Source organism: Mesorhizobium sp. B2-8-5, assembly GCF_006440675.2.
In the GTDB taxonomy this organism is placed as follows: Bacteria; Pseudomonadota; Alphaproteobacteria; order Rhizobiales; family Rhizobiaceae; genus Mesorhizobium.
Genome location: NZ_CP083951.1, coordinates 4785900 through 4806283 on the forward strand (window position 1 = coordinate 4785900; position 20384 = coordinate 4806283).

25 protein-coding genes and 1 pseudogene are annotated in these 20384 nt (G+C 64.6%); 11 read left to right on the plus strand and 15 right to left on the minus strand.

What is annotated here, in order from left to right; genetic code table 11:
• Positions 1 to 4: 4 nt before the first annotated feature.
• Positions 5 to 1189, minus strand: a complete 1185-nt coding sequence (locus FJ430_RS23350; RefSeq protein WP_140711065.1) for an MFS transporter — start codon at positions 1187 to 1189, stop codon at positions 5 to 7.
• Between the two features lie 119 nt (positions 1190 to 1308).
• On the opposite strand from FJ430_RS23350, the gene FJ430_RS23355 reads away from it, so the two are divergent.
• Positions 1309 to 1935 carry a TetR/AcrR family transcriptional regulator gene (locus FJ430_RS23355; RefSeq protein WP_140711064.1) on the plus strand — a complete coding sequence of 209 codons (627 nt, stop codon included), beginning with the start codon at positions 1309 to 1311 and terminating at the stop codon, positions 1933 to 1935.
• 225 nt (positions 1936 to 2160) lie between these two features.
• Here the strand turns inward: FJ430_RS23355 and FJ430_RS23360 are convergent, their stop codons facing one another.
• Complete coding sequence (locus FJ430_RS23360) at positions 2161 to 3060, minus strand: LysR family transcriptional regulator (RefSeq protein WP_140711063.1); 900 nt, start codon at positions 3058 to 3060, stop codon at positions 2161 to 2163.
• 106 nt (positions 3061 to 3166) lie between these two features.
• Between FJ430_RS23360 and FJ430_RS23365 the strand changes: the two genes are divergently transcribed.
• On the plus strand, positions 3167 to 3928 hold the full coding sequence (locus FJ430_RS23365; protein WP_140711062.1) for an SDR family NAD(P)-dependent oxidoreductase: 762 nt from the start codon (positions 3167 to 3169) through the stop codon (positions 3926 to 3928).
• Between the two features lie 8 nt (positions 3929 to 3936).
• On the opposite strand, the gene FJ430_RS23370 is transcribed toward FJ430_RS23365, so the two are convergent.
• Positions 3937 to 4788 (minus strand): hypothetical protein, encoded by an 852-nt coding sequence (locus FJ430_RS23370; RefSeq protein WP_140711061.1) that lies wholly within the window; start codon positions 4786 to 4788, stop codon positions 3937 to 3939.
• A gap of 76 nt (positions 4789 to 4864) precedes the next feature.
• On the opposite strand from FJ430_RS23370, the gene FJ430_RS23375 reads away from it, so the two are divergent.
• The 3 genes from FJ430_RS23375 (at position 4865) to groL (ending at position 7904) form a co-directional block, all read left to right on the plus strand.
• Complete coding sequence (locus FJ430_RS23375) at positions 4865 to 5665, plus strand: class I SAM-dependent methyltransferase (protein WP_140711060.1); 801 nt, start codon at positions 4865 to 4867, stop codon at positions 5663 to 5665.
• 226 nt (positions 5666 to 5891) lie between these two features.
• On the plus strand, positions 5892 to 6188 hold the full coding sequence (groES, locus tag FJ430_RS23380) for a co-chaperone GroES (protein WP_006203049.1): 297 nt from the start codon (positions 5892 to 5894) through the stop codon (positions 6186 to 6188).
• A 63-nt stretch (positions 6189 to 6251) separates the two neighbouring features.
• Positions 6252 to 7904: a chaperonin GroEL gene (gene groL / locus FJ430_RS23385; RefSeq protein ID WP_140641057.1), complete on the plus strand. Its 1653-nt coding sequence runs from the start codon at positions 6252 to 6254 to the stop codon at positions 7902 to 7904.
• Positions 7905 to 8602: 698 nt separating this feature from the next.
• On the opposite strand, the gene FJ430_RS23390 is transcribed toward groL, so the two are convergent.
• Positions 8603 to 9217, minus strand: a complete 615-nt coding sequence (locus FJ430_RS23390; protein ID WP_140711059.1) for a TetR/AcrR family transcriptional regulator — start codon at positions 9215 to 9217, stop codon at positions 8603 to 8605.
• Between the two features lie 113 nt (positions 9218 to 9330).
• Between FJ430_RS23390 and FJ430_RS23395 the strand changes: the two genes are divergently transcribed.
• From FJ430_RS23395 to FJ430_RS23405, 3 genes are read left to right on the plus strand one after another with little or no spacing between them, the layout of a single operon-like run.
• Positions 9331 to 10341 (plus strand): zinc-dependent alcohol dehydrogenase family protein, encoded by a 1011-nt coding sequence (locus FJ430_RS23395; RefSeq protein ID WP_140711058.1) that lies wholly within the window; start codon positions 9331 to 9333, stop codon positions 10339 to 10341.
• 37 nt (positions 10342 to 10378) lie between these two features.
• Positions 10379 to 10813: an OsmC family protein gene (locus FJ430_RS23400; RefSeq protein WP_140711057.1), complete on the plus strand. Its 435-nt coding sequence runs from the start codon at positions 10379 to 10381 to the stop codon at positions 10811 to 10813.
• Between the two features lie 20 nt (positions 10814 to 10833).
• Entirely contained in the window at positions 10834 to 11220 is a 387-nt protein-coding gene (locus FJ430_RS23405) for a nuclear transport factor 2 family protein (protein WP_140711056.1), read from the plus strand.
• An 80-nt stretch (positions 11221 to 11300) separates the two neighbouring features.
• On the opposite strand, the gene FJ430_RS23410 is transcribed toward FJ430_RS23405, so the two are convergent.
• Together FJ430_RS23410 and FJ430_RS23415 are read right to left on the minus strand one after the other, a co-directional pair.
• Positions 11301 to 11816 (minus strand): OsmC family protein, encoded by a 516-nt coding sequence (locus tag FJ430_RS23410; RefSeq protein ID WP_140711055.1) that lies wholly within the window; start codon positions 11814 to 11816, stop codon positions 11301 to 11303.
• A gap of 56 nt (positions 11817 to 11872) precedes the next feature.
• Positions 11873 to 12298 (minus strand): GFA family protein, encoded by a 426-nt coding sequence (locus FJ430_RS23415; RefSeq protein WP_140711054.1) that lies wholly within the window; start codon positions 12296 to 12298, stop codon positions 11873 to 11875.
• 194 nt (positions 12299 to 12492) lie between these two features.
• Between FJ430_RS23415 and FJ430_RS23420 the strand changes: the two genes are divergently transcribed.
• Complete coding sequence (locus tag FJ430_RS23420; protein WP_181175606.1) at positions 12493 to 13506, plus strand: AraC family transcriptional regulator; 1014 nt, start codon at positions 12493 to 12495, stop codon at positions 13504 to 13506.
• 7 nt (positions 13507 to 13513) lie between these two features.
• On the opposite strand, the gene FJ430_RS23425 is transcribed toward FJ430_RS23420, so the two are convergent.
• The 7 genes and pseudogenes from FJ430_RS23425 to FJ430_RS23455 form a co-directional block, all read right to left on the minus strand.
• Positions 13514 to 14125, minus strand: a complete 612-nt coding sequence (locus tag FJ430_RS23425) for a LysE family translocator (RefSeq protein WP_140711052.1) — start codon at positions 14123 to 14125, stop codon at positions 13514 to 13516.
• Between the two features lie 263 nt (positions 14126 to 14388).
• Positions 14389 to 14745 carry a YkgJ family cysteine cluster protein gene (locus FJ430_RS23430; RefSeq protein ID WP_181175605.1) on the minus strand — a complete coding sequence of 119 codons (357 nt, stop codon included), beginning with the start codon at positions 14743 to 14745 and terminating at the stop codon, positions 14389 to 14391.
• A 62-nt stretch (positions 14746 to 14807) separates the two neighbouring features.
• Positions 14808 to 14966 (minus strand): hypothetical protein, encoded by a 159-nt coding sequence (locus tag FJ430_RS23435; RefSeq protein WP_181175604.1) that lies wholly within the window; start codon positions 14964 to 14966, stop codon positions 14808 to 14810.
• Between the two features lies 1 nt (position 14967).
• The gene (locus tag FJ430_RS23440; RefSeq protein WP_095768506.1) at positions 14968 to 15375 is read right to left on the minus strand and encodes a hypothetical protein; all 408 of its coding nucleotides are present in this window, start codon (positions 15373 to 15375) and stop codon (positions 14968 to 14970) included.
• A 368-nt stretch (positions 15376 to 15743) separates the two neighbouring features.
• Positions 15744 to 15929, minus strand: coding sequence for a hypothetical protein (locus FJ430_RS23445; protein WP_226892269.1), 186 nt, complete (start codon positions 15927 to 15929; stop codon positions 15744 to 15746).
• A gap of 40 nt (positions 15930 to 15969) precedes the next feature.
• Positions 15970 to 16500: pseudogene (locus tag FJ430_RS23450) on the minus strand (SDR family NAD(P)-dependent oxidoreductase); the annotation flags it as partial.
• Positions 16501 to 16604: 104 nt separating this feature from the next.
• Entirely contained in the window at positions 16605 to 17264 is a 660-nt protein-coding gene (locus FJ430_RS23455) for a glutathione S-transferase family protein (protein ID WP_140711051.1), read from the minus strand.
• Positions 17265 to 17425: 161 nt separating this feature from the next.
• Between FJ430_RS23455 and FJ430_RS23460 the strand changes: the two genes are divergently transcribed.
• Positions 17426 to 17605: a CsbD family protein gene (locus tag FJ430_RS23460; protein WP_140678495.1), complete on the plus strand. Its 180-nt coding sequence runs from the start codon at positions 17426 to 17428 to the stop codon at positions 17603 to 17605.
• A gap of 57 nt (positions 17606 to 17662) precedes the next feature.
• Here the strand turns inward: FJ430_RS23460 and FJ430_RS23465 are convergent, their stop codons facing one another.
• The gene (locus FJ430_RS23465; RefSeq protein ID WP_140656900.1) at positions 17663 to 18793 is read right to left on the minus strand and encodes a metallophosphoesterase; all 1131 of its coding nucleotides are present in this window, start codon (positions 18791 to 18793) and stop codon (positions 17663 to 17665) included.
• A 154-nt stretch (positions 18794 to 18947) separates the two neighbouring features.
• Here FJ430_RS23465 and FJ430_RS23470 point away from each other — a divergent pair, with 154 nt between their 5' ends.
• Positions 18948 to 19535 carry a hypothetical protein gene (locus FJ430_RS23470; protein WP_140711050.1) on the plus strand — a complete coding sequence of 196 codons (588 nt, stop codon included), beginning with the start codon at positions 18948 to 18950 and terminating at the stop codon, positions 19533 to 19535.
• 49 nt (positions 19536 to 19584) lie between these two features.
• On the opposite strand, the gene FJ430_RS23475 is transcribed toward FJ430_RS23470, so the two are convergent.
• Positions 19585 to 20244 carry a TetR/AcrR family transcriptional regulator gene (locus FJ430_RS23475; protein ID WP_140711049.1) on the minus strand — a complete coding sequence of 220 codons (660 nt, stop codon included), beginning with the start codon at positions 20242 to 20244 and terminating at the stop codon, positions 19585 to 19587.
• Between the last annotated feature and the right edge of the window lie 140 nt (positions 20245 to 20384).

Below are 20384 nucleotides of genomic sequence, written 5' to 3' on the forward strand. Positions count from 1 at the left end.
CCGCTCAGGCCCGGCCGCGCCGGCGCGCGACCAGCACGAAGACGCCGAGCAAAAGCACGCTCGCCAGAGCGGTGGCGGCCGCGAATTCGGGCACAGGCCGGAAGTTCGCGCCGTCTATCAGCAACGAGGCGGCGATCGGGCCGATGGCGAGGCCGAAGAGTTGCGCGGCCGGCACCAGGAGTGCCGCGGTGCGCGTCTCGTCGGCGGTGATGGCGAGGCGGATCTGGTAAGGCACGATGAAGAGCAGGATGAAGCCCATCACCAGCGCCACAGCCCAGAACATCGAAAGACCCGGGCCGGAGGCAAGCAGCACCGAGCTGGCCGCCGCGACAATGCCGATGGTCGTGATGGCAAAACGATAGTCGATGCGCGCCTCGAAGATTGTCGCGGTCATGGCGCCGACCACCTGCGCGGCAAGGCTCGCCGAAACCATCAAGCCGACGGTGCGGCCATCAATGCCGAACTGCGCGCCGATGGGCTCCAAGAAAGCCCAGACGGCGCCGAAGAACATGAAATAGCAGAAGATCGACAAGAGCGCGGTGATCGCCGGCACGGTCGCCACGTTGGCGAACTGCTCTTCCTTGGGCAGGTCGGCATAGTCGTCCGGCACGGTCCAGGCCACGACCAGCGACAGCAGGCAGACGATGCCGAGCGCGATGAAGCCGCCGGCCGAGCCGGCTCGCGGCACGGCATAGAGCGCGAGGATCAGCGCCAGCGCGCATTGCGCCAAGGTCTGCAGCGTCACGAAATAGCCGCCGATGCGCTCGGCTCGACGCGAGCGGGCGATCAATTCGGTGGCCACCGCGACCAGCCCTCCCTCCGCCAGCCCGGCCAGCGTGCGAGCGCCGATCAGCGCATTGGGAGTACCGGCATAAGCGGTCCAGAAATTGGCGAGCGCGAGCAGCACGAGCAGCACCGCGCTCTTCCAGCGCATGTTCCTGGCAGGGAGAAGCATCGCCACTACGCCCGAGCCGATGGCGATCGCGATCATCTCGGCGGTGGCCATCAGCGCGAGCTCGTCGCCGGTGACATGCCCTTCGGTGTAGAGCGCGCCGAGCAGCACCGGCTGAAGGCCGAGGATGAGCAGGCCGACCGAGCCGATCCACAGCGCCGAGGCGAGCTGCAGTCCGGTCGGATTGCCGACAAGCCAGTCGTCATTTTCCGCCTGCGCGGCTTGCGATGCGGTCACGAGTGCCCCTCCCTTGCAGCTCGATCGAAAAACTGACAAGTTGTCAGTATTTCACGAAACTGATACTTGATCATGTTTCTTGTCAACCACGAATTCGCGGCTTTCACGAGATTTGGTGCATGACGCAGATCAGGCGAAGGGCGACGGAACCGCGGCGCAGGCCGAAGCAGGAGCGCAGCCGCGAGCGCATCGACGCGATCCTCGCCACCACCATGCGGCTGATCGGCGAAAAGGGCATCGACGCGGTGACGATGAAGGAAGTCGGCGCGCTGGCCGGCGGGCCGATCGCCACCGTCTATCACTATTTCCCGTCGAAGTCGGCGATCCTGGCGATGCTCTATGAGCGGTTTTCCGAGGAAAGCCGGGCGCGATTCGGCGCCATCATCGCCGAGATAGGCGGGCTGGGCGACGTGACCGCGGCGGCCGACCGCCTGCTCGACGACTATTATGCCCGCGTCGCTGCCGACCCGGCCATCCAGGACCTGCAGAACGCCATCCAGGCCGACAAGGCGCTGCAGCATCTCGACATCGCCGAGACGCGGCACCAGGCGAAGATGTTCTGCGACCATGTCGGTCCGATGATCGAGCCGGAGCGGCGCGAGGCGTTCGGGCGCGTCGTGTTCCTCATCTTCCAGCTTGCCGGCGGCGTCGTGCGGCTGGCGCTGACGCAGGACAAGGAAGAAGGCCGGCGCACGATCGACGACTATCGGTCGATCATTCACACGCAGTTACGGTTGTTTCTATAGGTCTCGGCTTGCTGAAGAATGGAATCGTGGAGTTCCTTCGCGCCCCCCTCTGTCCTGCCGGACATCTCCCCCACAGGTGGGGAGATTGGCAGCTTCGCCGGCGGCGCCCTTTCTTCAACGTCGGAGAGTGGCGAAAGCCGGCGCGACAGCTGATCTCCCCCCTCGTGGGGGAGATGGCCGGCAGGCCAGAGGGGGGCGCTGTCTCGCCAGCATTGCGAAGATCTCCTAAGACACATCCAGCTTCGGCCCCAGGATCTCCACCAGCCAGTCCACGAACACCCGCACCCGTGGCGACAATTGTCGGCTGCGCGGATAGAGCACCGAGATCGGCGTCGGCGTCGGCGGGTTGCCGGGCAGCACCTCGACCAACCGGCCGGCCTCGATGTCGGCGGCGAAGCGGCGGCGCGGCGCCTGGTAGAGGCCAAAATCCTGGCGCACCAGCGTGGCGGCGGTGTCGGAATTGGAGACCGTGACGCGCGATGGCAGCACGATCTCGCGGATCTTGCCGTCGACGGTGAACTCCAGCGGCATCACCTGGCCGGTGCGCGACGAGACGAAGCCGATCATCATATGCCCAGCGAGCTCGTCCAGCGTGCTCGGCAGGCCGTGACGCTCGATATAGGCGGCGCTGGCGAGTGTCGCTTCGCGCGCCATGCCGATGCGGCGCGCGATCATCTCGCTGTCGGGCAGTGTTCCGGCACGCACCACGCAGTCGACGCCCTCGCGCACCAGGTCGACGAAGCGATCGCCCTCGCCGATATGCACGCTGAGCCCGGGATGGCGCGCGAGCAGCGCCGGCAATTCCGGGATGACCAGGGTGCGGGCCAAATGGCCGTTGATGTCGATGCTGAGCCGCCCGCGCACTTCATGCGCGCCAAAGGTGCCCTCGGCGTCCTCGATGTCGGCGAGAATGCCGAGGCAGCGCTGGTAATAGGCCTCGCCGTCGAGCGTCGTGGTGACGTGGCGCGTGGTGCGGCGGAGCAGTTGCACGCCGAGCCGCTCCTCGAGCCGCTTGATCGCGGCGGTGGCGCTGGAGCGCGGCAGGCCGAGATCGGCGGCAGCCGCGGTAAAGCTGTGGCGTTCCACGACGCGGGTGAAGAGCCGCATGCTGTCAAACCGATCCATCGCCGATTGTTCGCATGAACTGAATAGTGTTGGCAATCCATGCCCGATTATATCGGGCGATCAGGCGAGTATATGCATCTCCATCCAAGAAGAAGGAGATTTCGCCATGACCACTCGTCCCATTGCCCTCATCACCGGCGGCAGCCGCGGCCTCGGCCGCAACACCGCGGTCAACCTCGCCCGCCGGGGTGTCGACGTCATCGTCACCTATCGCTCTCGCGCCGACGAGGCGAAGACGGCAATCGCCGAGATCGAGGCCGCCGGGGGCCGGGCCGCCGCGCTTGAGCTGGATACCGGCGCCATCGCCAGCTTCCCGGCTTTCGTCGAGGCGTTGAAGAAGACGCTTCTCGAAACCTGGCAGCGCGACCGCTTCGACTATCTCGTCAACAATGCCGGCACCGGCCTGCGCAAGATGATCGCCGAGACGACGGAGGAGGAATTCGACACGCTGATGAACACCCATCTCAAGGGCGTGTTCTTCCTCACCCAGGCGCTGCTGCCGCTGATCGACGATGGCGGCCGCATCATCAACATCTCGAGCGGGCTGGCCCGTTTCGCCGCGCCCGGATCGTCGGCCTACGCGATGATGAAGGGCGGCATCGAAGTCTTCACGCGCTACCTCGCCAAGGAGCTCGGCCAGCGCGGCATTACCGCCAACACCGTGGCGCCCGGCGCGATCGCCACCGACTTCAACGGCGGCCATGTGCGCGACAACGCCGAGATCAACCGCATGGTGGCCGGCGTCACCGCTCTCGGCCGCGCCGGCGTCGCCGACGATATCGGGCCGATGATCGCCTCGCTGCTCTCCGACGACAATCGCTGGGTCAACGCCCAGCGGATCGAAGTGTCGGGCGGCATGAACATCTAGACGGTCGGTTATGAAACCTGCCGGATCAGTCCTTCGAAGCCGTCGGCGAGATTGGCATTGCCGGCGGCGATGAAGCTCGACAGATTGCGGGCGCGACCAGGCGTCTTATTGGCATCGAGCAGCACCGCCCTGCCCTCATGCATGACGAAGTCGAATTTTCCGTAGTCGAAGCCGAGCCGGCGCCTTAGCGCGCGCAGTTCGTCCGGAACCGGAACCGCCTCGCGGCGGATGGTGTCGTCGCCCTTGACGAGGCTCTGCGGCGAGACATGGCGGGTGCAGCGCTCGCGCTCGCCGCAGAACAGCCAGAAGCGGGCGGCAAAACCGTCCGGCTCCGGCTCGGGAATGAATTTCTCGACGAGCAGATCCTGGCGCTCGAAGGCCTCGGCCGGAACGTCGGCGAGCGAGGCATGGATCTCGTATTTGTCGAAAGGTTCGACGCCGGGAAATGGCTCCGGCCTGCCGGCGCGCCGCGCGCGCTGGTTCAGTTGCTGTTCCGGCGTTCCCCAATGGTTGAGGCTGCTCTTGACGATGACCTGCCCCTGCCAGTCGTCGCCTTGGCCAATCACGGCGCCGCTGATGCGGCGTTTCGAAATGTCGGCGGCCGCAAGGTTGAGGCAGAAGGGAAAGCGGCGCGCATAATCGACATAGTCGGGCGGCGTCACGGTCACGTCCAGATGCAACACCGCGATGTCGGCGGCCGGCCTCGCCGAGGTGCCTCTCAATATCTGGACCGAATGGCCGCGGCGCTTCAGCTCTTCCAGCAGGTCGAAGAGCATATATGGGCTATCGCGGCGCATCAGCAGTCCGCGCCGGCTCTGGAAGCGGTCGAACTCGTGCGTGATCACCGCGATGCGCGCCATGCCCGCCCCTCACTTGGCTTATCGAGCGTCGTCGATTATTCAATCGAATACAACGCGCTGCTGGGCTGGGGTTTGCATGACAGAGCATTGGAATGCAATTCGCAAGCACTGGCAGTTGCTCGGCTCACCTCTGCGGCCGCCGGCGGAGGTGGTCGAAACTTACGACCGCGAGCTCGACCTTGCCCGGTCGCACGTCGTGATGTTCGGCGTGACGCCGGAGCTCGCCGGGCTGGGAGCCAGTATGACGGCGGTCGACGAATCCGCCGACATGATTGCCGGCATCTGGCCAGGCGACACAGAAACGCGCAAGGCGGTGCAAGGCGACTGGTTCGACCTACCGTTTCCAGGCGCAAGCGTCGATGCGCTGATTGGCGATGGATGCCTTACGGTCATCGGCGCCGCGGACCCCAGGCGCACACTGTTTGCTTCGATCGCGCGTGCGCTGAAAGCAGACGGGCGCGCCGGCATCAGGCTTTATGCTTCCCCCGGGACTCCAGACGACCCGAAGGATATCCGCGCCCTGGCGCTGAGCGGCGGCGTCGCAACCTTCCACGAGCTCAAATGGCGCGTGGCGATAACCGCAATCGGCGGCGCGCCGGACTACATCATACCGGTTAGGGGCATCCTCGAACAATTCGAAGCGCTGTTTCCGGATCGCGAGGAGCTTGCGGCTCGCACAGGATGGGAGCTGCCGGTCATCGGAACCATCGACGTCTACCGCAACTCGTCGGTCATCTACAGTTTCGCCCCCGCGGCAGCACTCATCGAGGAAGCCCAGACCTTCTTCGATGATGTCCGGCTGGCCTCGACCGGCTCATACGGGATCGCTGAACGCTGCCCGCTGCTGGTGCTGCGGTCGCCGAAGCGCCGGGACTGACGGACGAGATTGCTCGTCGGCGCCTCGCGACACCCGGTGCTTTTCGGGCTGGCGTTCCGCGTGAGAAAAATTTCGCGTCGCCTCCCCCTTGCGCGCGCCTTGACTCCGGCAAGGCGCCGGCCTATTTCAGCGCCACGTTAGCACTCGTCTTTGGTGAGTGCTAACCCGTATCCGGCCTCGCCGGATGGAGGAACAGTTCTCACCGTTCTCATTCGAGGAAGAAAACATGGCAAAGTCCAAGTTCCGCCCGCTTCATGACCGCGTGGTCGTTCGCCGGGTCGAATCCGAATCCAAGACCGCCGGCGGGATCATCATCCCGGATACGGCGAAGGAGAAGCCGCAGGAAGGCGAGATCATCGCCGTCGGTTCCGGCGCCCGCGACGAAGCAGGCAAGCTCGTGCCGCTGGATGTCAAGGCCGGCGATCGCATCCTGTTCGGCAAGTGGTCGGGCACCGAAGTCAAGCTCAATGGCGAAGACCTTCTGATCATGAAGGAATCCGACATCATGGGTATCATCGGCTGATCATCGGCCTCACCTGAATCTTCATCTTCGGGCTCTTCCCGAGCCCCTGCCAGGAGCTAAAACATGGCTGCCAAAGACGTAAAATTCTCCCGCGATGCCCGTGAGCGCATGCTGCGCGGTGTCAACATCCTCGCCGACGCGGTGAAGGTCACCCTCGGCCCCAAGGGCCGCAACGTCGTCATCGACAAGTCGTTCGGCGCCCCGCGCATCACCAAGGACGGCGTCACCGTCGCCAAGGAAATCGAGCTCGAGGACAAGTTCGAGAACATGGGCGCACAGATGGTCCGCGAAGTCGCTTCGAAGACCAACGACATCGCCGGCGACGGCACCACGACCGCAACGGTTCTGGCGCAGTCGATCGTCCAGGAAGGCCACAAGGCGGTTGCCGCCGGCATGAACCCGATGGACCTGAAGCGCGGCATCGACCTCGCCGTTGGCGACGTCGTCACGACGCTGATCAAGAACGCCAAGAAGATCAAGACCTCGGAAGAAGTTGCCCAGGTCGGCACCATCGCCGGCAATGGCGATGCCTCGGTCGGCTCGATGATCGCCGAAGCGATGCAAAAGGTCGGCAATGAGGGCGTCATCACCGTCGAGGAGGCCAAGACCGCCGAGACCGAGCTCGAAGTCGTCGAAGGCATGCAGTTCGACCGCGGCTACCTGTCGCCCTACTTCGTCACCAACGCCGACAAGATGGTTGCGGACCTGGAAGACGCCTACATCCTTCTCCACGAGAAGAAGCTCTCCAACCTGCAGGCCATGCTGCCGATCCTCGAGGCTGTCGTGCAGACCTCGAAGCCGCTGGTCATCATCTCGGAAGACGTCGAAGGCGAGGCTCTGGCCACGCTGGTCGTCAACAAGCTGCGTGGCGGCCTGAAGATCGCCGCCGTCAAGGCGCCGGGCTTCGGTGACCGCCGTAAGGCCATGCTGGAAGACATCGCCATCCTCACCGGCGGCCAGGTCATTTCCGAAGACCTCGGCATCAAGCTCGAGAATGTCGGCCTCAACATGCTCGGCCGCGCCAAGAAGGTGTCGATCTCCAAGGAGAACACCACCATCGTCGACGGCGCCGGCAAGAAGGCCGAGATCCAGGGCCGCGTTGCCCAGATCAAGCAGCAGATCGAGGAGACCACCTCGGACTACGACAAGGAGAAGCTGCAGGAGCGTCTCGCCAAGCTGGCCGGCGGCGTTGCCGTCATCCGCGTCGGCGGTGCGACCGAGATCGAAGTCAAGGAAAAGAAGGACCGCGTCGATGACGCCCTCAACGCGACCCGCGCGGCCGTCGAAGAAGGCATCGTTCCTGGCGGCGGCGTCGCGCTTCTGCGCGCTTCGCTGAACATCAAGGCAACCGGCGCCAACTCCGACCAGACCGCTGGCATCAACATCGTTCGTCGCGCCCTGCAGGCTCCGGCCCGTCAGATCGCGTCCAACGCCGGTGCGGAAGCATCGATCGTTGCCGGCAAGATCCTGGAGAACAAGGGCGCGACCTTCGGCTACAACGCCCAGACCGGCGAATATGGCGACATGATCGCCATGGGCATCGTCGATCCGGTCAAGGTCGTGCGCACCGCTCTCCAGGACGCGGCCTCGGTCGCCGGCCTGCTGGTCACCACCGAAGCCATGATCGCCGAGGCTCCGAAGAAGGAGTCGGCTGGCGGCATGCCCGGCGGTATGCCTGGCGGCGGCATGGGTGGCATGGGCGGCATGGACTTCTAAGAAGTCCATAAAGCACGCCCATCAACTAACATTGCTCAAGCCCGCAAACGGGCTTGAGTGGCGGCATGGACTTCTAATCCAGGCTACCAAGCTGATACGGAAAGGGCGCCCAGAGGCGCCCTTTCTTGTTTTGCGAGGATTATCGGGGCGATCAACGTTTGATCGGCATTCCGAAACGAAATCGCTTCGCCGTGAAGATAAGTCGCCGCAACGCCTTCAGGCCGGCCGCGAGCTTTCCCTCAGCCTTCATTGCCCGGTCCGTCCAGCATGGCCTTCACGCCTTCCAGATCGACACCAACGAAGGAAGCGACGGCCCATCCGCTAGAGGCCGCGCAGCGACCAGCCTTTCCGCGAGGTCGACCGAAATACCTTGCTCGGCCAGCAGGAAACCGGCCCGCTCGTTTCTGCCACGCGAGAAACATGGCGCGTGTCCGGTTGCAGCGGCCGGCGCGAAAGCAGCGGCGTCCAGTCAACGCCGCCGGCAGGCACCTCCCCGAGCCGGAAAGCGCCATCTCGGCGGAGGCCGTTGTACTTGAAATGCGCGGTTCCAGTCGAGATTCCTGGCAAATTGCGGTCCGCGAACCGCCTGATCCGACTGTCTGCGCCCCAACGCCTGCTCCCGAAACCGCTTCGCCGGCCGCCCCGTCGCGGCAAGACCTGGGGAGTTAAGCCGATATTTCCGGAGCCGGCAAAGCCCTTTATCCTAAGGCGGTAGCGTCCGCCTCCCGGGCTACCTTGCCGGCAAGCACCGCTTGCTCGACCAGCGCGGCCACTTCGTCGGCGACAGTCAAGATCGGCGTGCGGTCGCGGGTGGCGCGGGCGATCACCATAAGGCCCTCCAGCGAAGATTCGACCAGCAGGGCCAGCGCCTGCGCGCGCCGCTCCGGCACCCCTGCCCTGACGAAAGCCTGGCGCAGCAGTCCGATCCATTGCTCGAAGGCCGACCGGCAGATTTCAGCCAGGTCCGGCACATCGTTCGGAGCATCGAGCACCAACGGCGCGACCGGGCAGCCGAGCGAGAATTCGTTCTCTTCCAGCATGCGGGCCACCGACTGGTAGATGTGGTGCACGGCAACGGCTGGGTCGCTTTCCTCCAACAGCGCGGCGCCAAGCCGCTCGGTCACATCGGCGACACTGGCGCGCGTCACTTCGATGACCAGTTGGTCCTTGCCGCCCGGGAAATGGAAATAGAGCGACCCGCGGGGCGCGCCGCTGGCGCTCAAAATGTCGTTGAGCGACGTGCCGTGATAGCCGCGCTGCCGAATGAGCAGCCCGGTCGCCTCGATCATGCGGGTGCGTGTGTCCGTCGCCACGTCGACCTCTCGACTGTCAACCTCTGTCAGGAGCTTGCATTATAGGGCTTGCCCATAATATGACAATCGGTCTACATAATATGTAAATCGGTCTACATATTTGAGAGACAACAATGCAAACCTATCGGCTCGAGGGGCAAGGCAGCATCGACAAACTGGCGTTGCGCGAGGAGGCGATGCCGCAGCCAGGTCCGCGTCAGATCGTCGTGCGGGTGCGCGCCACCTCGCTCAATCGCCGCGACACGATGATCCTCAACGGCACCTATCCTCTGGCACCCCGCGCCGGCATCGTGCCGCTGAGCGACGGCGCCGGCGAAGTCGTCGCGGTCGGCGACGGTACGACCCGCTTTGCCATCGGCGACCGCGTCACCGGCAGCTATTTCGCGCGCTGGATCGACGGCCGCATGCATCCGGGCATCGTCGATCAGCTCGGCTGCACGCTGGACGGCATGCTTTGCGAATACGCGCTGCTCGACGAGCAATGGGCCGTGCGGCTGCCCGACCACCTCTCCTGGCAAGAGGCGGCGACCTTCACCTGCGCCGGGCTGACCGCCTGGAGCGCGCTGACGGGCGCCGAGATTCCAAAGCCCGGACAATGGGTTCTCACCATTGGCTCAGGTGGCGTCGCGCTGTTTGTGCTGCAGTTCGCCAAGCTCATGGGTTGCCGCGTGGCTGCCGTCACCTCGCGCGCCGAGAAAGCCGAAAGGCTGCGGGCGCTCGGCGCCGACGTCGTCATCGCGGTAGCCGGAACGCCGGAATGGGGCGTGAAATTGCGCGAGGCGACCGGCGGGATCGATCTCATCGTCGAGACCGGCGGCCCGGCGACTTTTACGCAATCGCTGATCGCCAGCGCGCTTTACGGGCGCATCGTGCTGCTCACCGTGCAGGACCACAACGGCAAATCGGTCGAGATCCCGGGCGCCGTCTACCAGCGCAGCCTCGTCACCATCGGCCGGCTGTTCGTCGGCAGCCGCAACGGGCTGGAGGCGATGCTTGCCGCTGTCGCCACGCACCGGCTGAAACCCGTCCTCGACAAGGTCTTCCCCTTCGCCGAGGCGCGCGAGGCCTGCCGTCATTTCCAGCGGGGCGACGTCTTCGGCAAGGTCGTCATCGACGGCGCGTGACCACCACACTTTCCCACAAACAGAGAGGAGACCAGCCATGACAATCCGTGAAGCCTCGGCCCAGTGGCAGGGCACGCTCAAGGAAGGATCCGGCCGGCTGCGGCTGGGCAGCGGCGTGTTCGAAGGCGCCTATTCCTTCCCGTCGCGCTTCGAGAACGGCCCGGGCACCAATCCGGAAGAGCTGATAGCGGCCGCGCATGCCGGCTGCTTCTCGATGGCGCTTACCGCCGTGCTCGGCGGCGAAGGCCACACGGCCAAGAGCATCCACACCATTGCCAAGGTGCATCTCGGCGCGACCACGGCCGGGCCGACGATTACCCGCATCGAGTTCCAGACCGAGGCGGGCATCGCCGGCATCTCGGCCGAGGACTTCGAGCGGCTGGCGCAAAAGGCCAAGGCAGCCTGCCTCGTCTCGCGGGCACTGGCCGGCGTCGCCTCGATCACGCTCAAGGCGAACCTTGCAGACCACTGAAACGGAAGGAGGAAAATCCAATGACCCAGGAATTGATCATCGACATCGCCGCGGCCAAGCGCTCCGCCGAGACGGCGGAAATCATGCGGCGCTACAACGACGTCTTCCAGCGTCACGATCCGTCGGCCCTGGACGAACTGGTGGCGCAGGACTGCGTGATCGAGAACACCACGCCGGCGCCGGACGGCGCCCGCCGCATCGGCAAGGCCGCCTGCGTCGAATTGTGGTCGGCGATCGCCACCGGACCCGGCACCCGCTTCGATGTCGAAGAGACGTTCGTCGCCGGCGACCGCGCTACGATCCGCTGGCGCTTCTGGATGTCCGACGGCAGGTCGCTGCGCGGCGTCAACCTGATGCGTGTCGCGGATGGGCAAATCGTCGAGGCGATGGGCTATGTGAAAGGATAGGGCCTGGCGCGGAAGAGCCGCGCTCAGGCCCAGTCCGGAATCCGTCCCCGCCAGGATCTGGATCCCGGGCAAGCCGCGGCCTACGAGACGACCCGATTGAGTTTCACGAAGGTCTTGGGACTGCGCTGGATGGTCTGGAAGACCACGCAGTAGCGATCGGTGAGTTCCATGAGCTGGGTCAGCCGGCTTTGCTCGACATCCGACTCGATGTCGAAGCGCAGGCGGATTTCCTTGAAGCCGACAGCCACGCCTTCGGTGACGCCGAGCGTGCCGCGAAGATCGACGTCGCCCTCGGCGGAAATCTCCGCCGACTTGATCGGAATCTCCAGCACGGCCGCGGCCGCCCGCATCGAGACGCCGGCGCAGGCGATCAGCGCCTCCAGCAGCATGTCGCCGGAGCAAAGCTCCCGCCCGCTGCCGCCGGCCTTCGGATGGATGCCCGCCAAGGCAAGACCGCGTCCGGTCTCGACCTTGCAGGTCACCTTCGAGTCGTCGGCATTGCCCCTGGCCTTCAAGGTAAGAAGTGCCGCCCGCGCGTCCTTGCGATAAAGATCCTTGATCGGCTCCTGCGTGGCGCGAAACGTCGCGATATCCATTGCTGTTCTCCTGTCGTGAATTGCGGTTGTCTGAAATCGTCGGCCATCGTCCGGACCTATTCCGGGACGGCGATGCCGGAGCCGCCGAGCTCGGCGGGAAAATCCTTCAGCTTCGGTAGTCCGTCCTTCATCGGCAGGACCGTCTCTGCGTAGTTGACATGGACCCCCGGCTTGAATTCCACCGTCGGTATGGTGGCGGCATAGACGTCGACCAGCCCGAGCGGCGGATGATCCGTCATCAAATGACCGCCGCATTTGGTGCAGAACTGGCGGTCGCTCATTTCGGACTTCTTGAAGCCGGATAGAAACTCCGCGCCCTTGGTGACCTTGACGTTCCGTGGCTTCCACAGCGTGAAGGCATTCACCGGAGACGCCGACCACGACCGGCAGGAACCGCAATGGCAGTAGCCCATTGCCTCGGCGGTTCCGTGGACTTCGATTTCCACGGCGCCGCAAGAACACCCGCCCTTATGTACCGTCATGACTTTCGATCCTTATCCAGGTTTGGTTCGACCGTGCTCAGCGCCGGTTGAGACGGCACCGCACAGCGCTGTCGGGGTTTAAAGCTTCCGCCATTGAACGGAATGACGGGGCGTCCGCCTTACTTGACAGCTCGTCCGGAACTGGAAAGGGATGTCGCGCCGGATTGCCGCGCGGCTTGCGGGAAATGGGTGGAATGGCCGGGGATGCTCTTTCTGACCTTTTGAAAACGGTGCGCCTCACCGGCGCGACGTTTTTCGACATCGAAGGCCACGACCCGTGGGCCGTCCATTCGCCCGCGCCGTCGTCGATATTGCCCAAGGTACTTCCCGGCGCGGATCATCTGATTTCCTATCATGTGGTAACGGCCGGCCACTGCTTCGCGCGGATCATCGGCGACGAGCCGATCCCGATGGAAGCCGGCGAAGTCGTGGTCTTCACCAGAAGCGACCCGCACATCATGTCGAGTCATCCCGACTTGCGCGCCGACCCGCCGACGGCCGACGTGCTCGACATAGCGACTGCGGGCCGAATGCCTTTCTACATCAACTGCGCCGGCGGCGGGTCGCGCTCGGTCAGGCTGATCTGCGGCTATCTCGCCTGTGATGCCCTGCCCTTCAATCCGCTGCTCGAAGCGCTGCCGCCGGCCATCAAGGCCGGCGACGCCAGGGGCGATGGCGGGTGGCTCGGCCAGTTCATCAGGCAGGCGGTCTCGGAGGTGGCTGACAAGCGGGCCGGCAGCGAAACAGTGCTCACCAAGCTCAGCGAGCTGATGTTCGTCGACGTGCTGCGCCGCTATGTGGAATCGCTGCCGCCGCAACAGACCGGTTGGCTGGCGGGCCTGCGCGATCCGCATCTGGGCAAGGCGCTGGCGCTGATCCACGACCGGCCGGCGCACAATTGGACGGTGGAGGCGCTGGCGAAGGAGTCGGCATTGTCGCGCACCGTGCTTGCGGAGCGCTTCACCAGAATCGTCGGCATGCCGCCGATGCACTATCTCGCCAAATGGCGCATGCAGATCGCCTCGGAACTGCTCAGCGCCGGCAACAGCAACGTCGCCAGCATCGCTGCGGACATCGGCTATGAATCCGAAGCGGCGTTCAGCCGCGCCTTCAAGAAGATGATCGGCGTCCCGCCTTCTGCCTGGCGGCTCGGGGTTCGGGCTGCGGCCGGTTCCGGAAGCGACGAGGCTTCCGAAACCGAGGGCTGACCGTCCGTTAGCGATCGGCCAGCGCCAGCTTGGCGCCGAGCATGACGAAGGCGGCGGCAAAACTGCGGCGCATCCAGGTCAGCACTTTCGGCCGCGACACGATGTGGCTGCGCACCGACGCCGCGAACACGCCATAGATGGCGAAAACGACGAAGGTCATCAGCATGAAGACGCCGGAGAGCTCGAGCATCTTGGGCAGCGCATGCGGCTCGGTGGTGCTGACGAATTGCGGCAGGAAGGCGAAGAAGAAGATCGACAGTTTCGGGTTGAGGATGTTGACCAGGACGCCGGAGGTGATGGTCCTGGCGGTCGAGCGCGGCGCGGCGTCCTCGTCGATGCTGAGGCCGCCTTTTTCCTTCAACGTGTTCCAGGCCATGTAGAGCAGATAGGCGACGCCGAGATATTTCAGCGTCTCGAAGGCGATGGCGCTTGTGTGCAGCACCGCTGCGAGGCCGGTGATCGCGGCCGCCATATGCGGGATGATGCCCAGCGTGCAGGCGAAGGCGGCGATAATTGAAGCCCGCGCGCCGCGCGAGAGGCCGGCGCTCAGCGTGTAGAGGACGCCGGTGCCAGGCGAAGCCACGATGATCAGCGACGTCAACAGGAATTCGATGCTCATGGATTTCCTCCGCAGCCCTGCCCGACGGGAAGGTACCGGGAGGAATGGGTGTCGGCAAGCGGCGGAGAGCTTGATCTCCCCATGTGGGGGAGATGGCCGGCGGGCCAGAGGGGGCGCGAAGGAACGCGGCCTCTCAGTCCCTTTTCTTTGAAATCTATTCGGATGTCCGATCGAAGTTCGGCTGAGACGCCGACGGGACAGCGCCCCCTCTGCCCTGCCGGGTTTTCGTCCTTCGCAAAGCCAAGCAGTTGGCTTCGCGTCCGCTAGGCGGACCAGTCCTCAACTCCCACAAGCGGGGAGATAGGCAGTTCGAGCCCATGCGCTGCCCTCGCCATCAGGCAGTCGTCACCGCCCGGCATGCAGGCGCGGCAGACATCGGGGCGGAGATCATAGATGCCGCAGGCCGTGTGCTTGCCCACCTCGCCGGTGAGCGCTGAACATCGGCCGCCCTCGCTGCGCATGCCGGATTGGTCCGCGGCTACCAGCTCGGCCGGAATGCGGTCGAGATGTTCGTCATCCTCGGTCGAAAAACGCGGCCAGTCGGCCGAATAAGAGCAGCAGGCGCCGCAGCTCTGGCAATCGAATACGCCGACCGTACCGGCATCCTCGTCGACAGACACCAAGGACTGACCGGGCAGCCCGAGCGGCCTGGCTGTGCGACCGGCGTCCTGCGGCAAGGGCGCTACTTCTTTCTGGTCTTGCGCGCCGGCGCTTCGGCCGACGACTTGAACAGATCGGTCGCAACCTCTGCGGACGCGTCCGGCTTCGCCGCCGGCTTGGCTGGCTTGGCAGTGGCGGGCGGAGCTGCCGGCTGGTCCTTGGCGGAGAATTTTATGGCCATGTCAGTCCTCGTCAGAAAAGCGCGATGATGGCGCATTGGGGTTGCGCAAGCGGCCGATCAGCGCCGAGACCGCCGTGATGTTCATTTCCTCGGGCGACCAGTTCCTGGCGTCCTCGATGTGGTGCGGCGCCAGCTCACGATGCGTGCTGCCGCTGTAGGCGGCATCCTGATAGCTGGTGCGCTGACGGGTCTTGGCGTCTTCCCGCACATACTCGATCAGGTAGTTCGGGGCTTCGGCGCGGCCGCGCACGCCAACGCGCACCTGGGCATCGCCATGCGCGCGCTTGCAGCGTTCGAGCCTTTCCAGCACTCGGCGAACATATTCGATCGGCTTGTCAAGGGTGTCGACCATGTCGGCGATGGTCGCATCGGCGGCGATCGGCGTTGATGGCACGCGTTTGGCGGCCATCAGCGTGTGCCTGCCGGTTTCGGCAAGGCCTGCCCACATGATTCATTCGAGGTAGCGGTCAAAATCTTCTCCTGCCCGGAGGCTGATGCCGAAATGGCAGAGCGTCTTTCGGCCATGACCACGCACAAAGCAACATGGCGTCAGATTAAATTGCGGACGTCCGCATCCCTGGCCTTGCAGCATTCTTATCACATCGTGGCGGGCGTTTGGGGCTATCCGCAAAAAGGATAAAAAATTCGTCGGCTGCGGAACCAATGTCATTGCAAGCCGTTTCTATTCAAGCCGTCGGCAATTCACGAGCAATCGAGAACGGTTGACGGCAAAAGCGCCTCCCGCGCCATAACAAGCGCGAGAGGCGTTTCTATTGCTCAGCGCTCCTGATCGGTCGGACGGATAAGTATCTCGTTGACGTTGACCCTTGGCGGCTGGCTGACGGCATAGAAAATGGCGTTCGCAATATCCTCGGCGGTCAGCGCTTCCATCGTGGCGAGACGGTGTTCGAGGCCGGCCTTGGATTGCGCGTTGGTGATGTGATCGCCAAGTTCGGTACGCACAAGGCCCCGGCTCGATGACGGTGACGCGCACCTTGTCGGCATAGACCTCGCGGCGCAGCGATTCCGAAAAAGCCACCACGCCGAACTTGGTCGCCGCGTAACCGGCCGCGCCCGGGTTGGCGACACGACCGGCCACCGAGGAGACGTTGACGATATGGCCCTTCGAAGCCTTCAAGTGCGGCAGCGCCGCCTTGGTGGCCGCCATCAGCCCGATCAGGTTGAGCTCGATCATCTGGCGCCAGTCGTCGAGATCGGCTTCGGCCGCGGGGGCAAGCAGCATGACGCCGGCATTGTTGACGAGGATGTCGAGCCGTCCCCACTCGGATATGACCTTGTCGACCATCGCGGTGATGTCGCCGGCCTTGGCAATGTCGGCTTCGATGGCGCGCGCCTTGCCGCCCGCATGTTCCATGCGCGCAACCAGTGCTTCGAGGCGATCGGCACGACGGGCGGCGACCGCGACTTTCGCGCCGGCCGCGGCAAGGGCCACAGCGGTGGCCTCGCCGATGCCGGACGAAGCGCCGGTGACAAGGGCGACCTTGCCCGGGAGTATTGAATTTGCGGTTGTCATGAGAAATCTCCAGGAGCCCGGCCCGCTTCTTCACATAGGCCGCGCCGCCAAGGCTTGAAGTCCCCCATCAGAGCCGTCGACGCAATTTGCGGACCCGGCCGCGCTCAATCCTGTTCGTGCGGCCCGGGCTCCGGCCAGGGCTCCCTGGCGGCTTCCGCATACCAGTGACGCATCGCGGGCGTCGCCAATACCGCATCGACATAGGCGCGGGTGACGGGCGCCAGCTCACCGCCATAGGTGTCGAAGCGCGTCACCACCGGCGCATACATCGCATCGGCCGCGGTGAAATGACCAAACAGGAACGGGCCGCCGTCACCATATTGTTCGCGGCACCGACGCCAGATCGCTTCGATCCTCGCCCGCTGCGCCTCGCCCTCGGCATCGAGCGGCTTATGGGATTTCGGCCGGCGCAGATTCATCGGCCAGCCGTAGCGCACCTCGCGGAAGCCGGAATGCATCTCGGTCGCCACCGAGCGTGCCAGTTGACGGGCGCCGAGGTCTTCCGGCCAGAGCTTTTTCCCAGGATAGAGGTCGGCAAGATATTCAAGGATGGCAAGCGTTTCCCAAACGATCCTGCCCTTATGATTCAAAACCGGCACTAGGCCGGTCGGCGACACCTTGGCGAGGTTGGCTGCCGTCTGCGGCGTACGCAGCCGCACGAAGCCCTCCTCGAAAGGGATCTCCAGCTGCTTCATCGCCACCCATGGCCTGAGCGACCAGGAGGAAAAGCACTTGTTGCCGATATAGAGGGTGAATTCCGCCAAGATTGACCTCTCTTGATGCTGATTGCGGCGCAAACCTAACCGCTTCACCTTCGAGCCGAAAGTCATTGTCGCGCCGCCGGTTTGCGGAACCAAAAAACTCCGCGTCCGTTTGGACGCGAGATGCGGTTCTCGCATCCAGGCTCCACCCAGGAGATGCGCGCATGGTGAACAGGGATCAGGTCGCCGGTCTTGCCAAGCAAATGAAGGGTTCGGTCAAGCAGGCGGCCGGCAAGGCCACCGGCAACCGGCGGACCCAGGTCGAAGGCGCTGCCGACAAGCTCGCCGGCAAGGTGCAGAAGGCCTATGGCGACGTGAAGGACAAGGTCAAAAGGGCGTTCTGACCGCTCAGCAGTTTGCCTTGACGACAGGACTATGGAGGTCGCCGCGAGGCGGCCTTTTCATGTCTGGAATTGCTTGGCCAAGGCGTTGGTGAAGACGATCTCGCCGTGGTCGCCGGCCGCTTCGCCCAGCACCACGTCCAGCTTGTCGGCCGTCACGCGCGCCAGCGCGAAGCCGCCCATATAGGCCGCCTTCGGCTTGACGATATCGAGCCCGTCGCGCTGGTAGATCATCGGCACTTCGTGCTGGTGGCCGTGGAAGACGGCAATCACATTATAGCCCTTGATCGCGGCCAGCAGCGCCTGGCGGTCCGCCTCGCCCCACCAGTGCGGGCGGCCGGAGCCGTCGTCATCGTATGTGCGTTTCACCGGATCCCAGCGCTCGATCGAGAAAGTGTCCCAGCCATAGTGCTGGAACAAGATCACTGGACGACCGTCGCCGGCATAGGTGGCGAGGTCCTGCTTCAGCCAAGGCAGGCTGCTCGGCGCGCCATGGCCGGTGTCGCCGGCGAAGCGGTGCGTCTGGATAAGATGCAGGCCGCCCCAGTCCCAGGAATAGCAGTCGGTGTCGACGTCATATTCGGTCGCCGGCACCGGCGGCTTGAAGAATACGCCGGGGCGATGGTTGACCTCGACATAGTCGCGCAGTTCGCGGCGATACCAGTCGACATGCGGCGGCGAGCCGTTCTGGTCGAGATCGTGGTTGCCCAGCCCGACATAGACCGGGATGTGAACGCGGTCCGGCCCGACGCCTTCCTGATAGCGCTGGGAGAACTGCAGAAGCTGCGTGCCTTCGCTGGGCTCGGTGACCTGGCCGCCGCCATCATCGGTGATGTCGCCGCCGGTGACGAGGCCGAGCGGCGTGCCGATGCGGGTGCCGGCCGAATGCAGCCCGGTGGAAACGCCGTTGATCTCGGCCGGCCACTCCTTGTCGGCAATGGCGTTCAGGGCCGCGACGTTGCGCAGAAGCGCTGCATCGGTCTTGCCTTCCTGCAGGCAGTTGGGGCTGAGCCCGCTCGCCATGCGGCAGGCATGGATATCGGCGATGAAGAGGAAGGTGGCGTCGACCGGCTGGATGCGTCGGCCCGTCTGGCCGAAGGCCACGCGCGGAAAGACCCCGGCGGCAGCGAGGCCGCCCAACCGAGCCATGAAGATGCGGCGCGAAACGGTTGTTGGCGAAGAGCGATTCATCGTCACCCGATTAAACACCCTTGAACCGCCTCGTCCAGTTCAATGCCCGGCCAGCGCCTGGAGACTTTTCATGCCAAGGCATGACAGGCTCTTGGGTCGACAGCGCGGCGGGGGTCTGTCATTGCTTTGGCACATGCATCCAGCGGAGGAAGGCATGAAAACCCTGACAACCGGCATGGCGTTCGCCATGCTCGCCGGCGCCGCGCAGGCCGCGGACTGCGTGGACGCAAAAACCGCCAAAGCCGGCTTCGCGCTCGAAAAGGCCGGCATCCGCAGCGAATTCCGGCCGGCGTCCGGCGGCATGGTCGCGGTCGCCAACAAGTATGAATCGGACTCGCCGCAGACGCAGTATCTCTATGCCGGGCTGATCGAAGTGTTCCGCGACAGCGACACCGGACGGCTGTCGATGATCCCGCTCGGCGACCTCAAGAAGCTGTTCCCGCTGAAAGCGGGCGCCAAGAGCAAGACCGAATTCGTGCGACTGTCTTCAAAAAAGGCGCCGAAGGGCACCGAGACACTGGCTTTGGCCGTCAAGGGCAAGGACACCTACAAGCTCGGCGACTGCAAATACAACGTGCTCGTGGTCGGCGAAACGATCACCGGCGATACGGGCAACGTGATCGACACGTTCACGGCGCTCTACTCGCCCGACCTGCAGGCGGTGCTGGCACGGCGGTACGATGAGGGGACGAGCGCGCAGAGCGAGGTGGGATTCGAGACGATCAAGCCGTTGAGGGAGTGAGGTGTAATTGTCAAACGACGCGATCCTTCACGCCTGTGCCCCGCCGGCATCAACCGATCATCCGCCGCGGCAACACGCGACGCCGCCGCTTTGCCGTCAACCCGCTCTGCGATGGCTCGAAACCTTCCAGCGCCCTCAAACACTCCCGCAGCACCCCTGCATCCTGTGACGTCTTGGCCATCGACATGGCGCCGGAATAAGCAGCCACCGCAAGCGCGGCGAAGCGATCGGGATCGGTCCTGCCCTGCCCGCTATCCAGCTGGTCGGCCCGGATCTTATCGGCGATCGCCCTTCGCCAGCCGGCGAAGATCCTGGCGAGCGCCAGGCGGAATTCATCGTCGGCCAGCGACAGCTCGTGCGCCAGGTTGTTGAGCGGGCAGCCGCGCGCATAGCCCTGTTGCTCCAACTCCGCAGCCACCGCCTCGAACACGGCCCGCACGCCTTCGCGGGCCGATGACGCCGCCAGCACCGGGTCGATCCAGGTCTTCTGGACCGCCGCTGCCACCCGTTCCTCGATCACCGCCAGCGCCAGCGCCTTCTTGGTCGGAAAATGGTGATGCAGCGCGCCACCGGTGACGCCGGCCGCGGCCATCAGATCACCGAGGCTCGAGGCGTGATAGCCGCGCGCCTGGAAGGAGTCCTCCGCCACGTCGAGGACGCGCCGGCGCATGCCTTCCGGGTCGTTTGTGCGTTTCTTGCGTATCGCCATTGCGATCTCCCCATCTCCGCTTGTTGGAGAAGGTACCTGAACGAAGTGAGGGCGGATAAGAGGTGCTCCCGGGGAAAGCCAGCGTCTCACTCCATTGGAACACCCTTCATCCGTCTCGGCGCTGCGCACCGATCCACCTT

Excerpts from the sequence above, each read along its gene's own strand:
- FJ430_RS23370 (WP_140711061.1), bottom strand. The coding sequence starts at position 4,788 with ATGGCGCGCATCGCGGTGATCACGCACGAGTTCGACCGCTTCCAGAGC.
- FJ430_RS23395 (WP_140711058.1), top strand. The coding sequence starts at position 9,331 with ATGCAAACCTATCGGCTCGAGGGGCAAGGCAGCATCGACAAACTGGCG.
- FJ430_RS23420 (WP_181175606.1), top strand. The coding sequence starts at position 12,493 with ATGGCCGGGGATGCTCTTTCTGACCTTTTGAAAACGGTGCGCCTCACC.
- FJ430_RS23465 (WP_140656900.1), bottom strand. The coding sequence starts at position 18,793 with ATGAATCGCTCTTCGCCAACAACCGTTTCGCGCCGCATCTTCATGGCT.
- FJ430_RS23435 (WP_181175604.1), bottom strand. The coding sequence starts at position 14,966 with ATGGCCATAAAATTCTCCGCCAAGGACCAGCCGGCAGCTCCGCCCGCC.
- FJ430_RS23355 (WP_140711064.1), top strand. The coding sequence starts at position 1,309 with ATGACGCAGATCAGGCGAAGGGCGACGGAACCGCGGCGCAGGCCGAAG.
- FJ430_RS23440 (WP_095768506.1), bottom strand. The coding sequence starts at position 15,375 with ATGGCCGCCAAACGCGTGCCATCAACGCCGATCGCCGCCGATGCGACC.
- FJ430_RS23360 (WP_140711063.1), bottom strand. The coding sequence starts at position 3,060 with ATGGATCGGTTTGACAGCATGCGGCTCTTCACCCGCGTCGTGGAACGC.
- FJ430_RS23365 (WP_140711062.1), top strand. The coding sequence starts at position 3,167 with ATGACCACTCGTCCCATTGCCCTCATCACCGGCGGCAGCCGCGGCCTC.
- FJ430_RS23405 (WP_140711056.1), top strand. The coding sequence starts at position 10,834 with ATGACCCAGGAATTGATCATCGACATCGCCGCGGCCAAGCGCTCCGCC.
- FJ430_RS23470 (WP_140711050.1), top strand. The coding sequence starts at position 18,948 with ATGAAAACCCTGACAACCGGCATGGCGTTCGCCATGCTCGCCGGCGCC.
- groES (WP_006203049.1), top strand. The coding sequence starts at position 5,892 with ATGGCAAAGTCCAAGTTCCGCCCGCTTCATGACCGCGTGGTCGTTCGC.
- FJ430_RS23400 (WP_140711057.1), top strand. The coding sequence starts at position 10,379 with ATGACAATCCGTGAAGCCTCGGCCCAGTGGCAGGGCACGCTCAAGGAA.
- FJ430_RS23375 (WP_140711060.1), top strand. The coding sequence starts at position 4,865 with ATGACAGAGCATTGGAATGCAATTCGCAAGCACTGGCAGTTGCTCGGC.
- FJ430_RS23475 (WP_140711049.1), bottom strand. The coding sequence starts at position 20,244 with ATGGCGATACGCAAGAAACGCACAAACGACCCGGAAGGCATGCGCCGG.
- FJ430_RS23425 (WP_140711052.1), bottom strand. The coding sequence starts at position 14,125 with ATGAGCATCGAATTCCTGTTGACGTCGCTGATCATCGTGGCTTCGCCT.
- FJ430_RS23460 (WP_140678495.1), top strand. The coding sequence starts at position 17,426 with ATGGTGAACAGGGATCAGGTCGCCGGTCTTGCCAAGCAAATGAAGGGT.
- FJ430_RS23410 (WP_140711055.1), bottom strand. The coding sequence starts at position 11,816 with ATGGATATCGCGACGTTTCGCGCCACGCAGGAGCCGATCAAGGATCTT.
- FJ430_RS23415 (WP_140711054.1), bottom strand. The coding sequence starts at position 12,298 with ATGACGGTACATAAGGGCGGGTGTTCTTGCGGCGCCGTGGAAATCGAA.
- groL (WP_140641057.1), top strand. The coding sequence starts at position 6,252 with ATGGCTGCCAAAGACGTAAAATTCTCCCGCGATGCCCGTGAGCGCATG.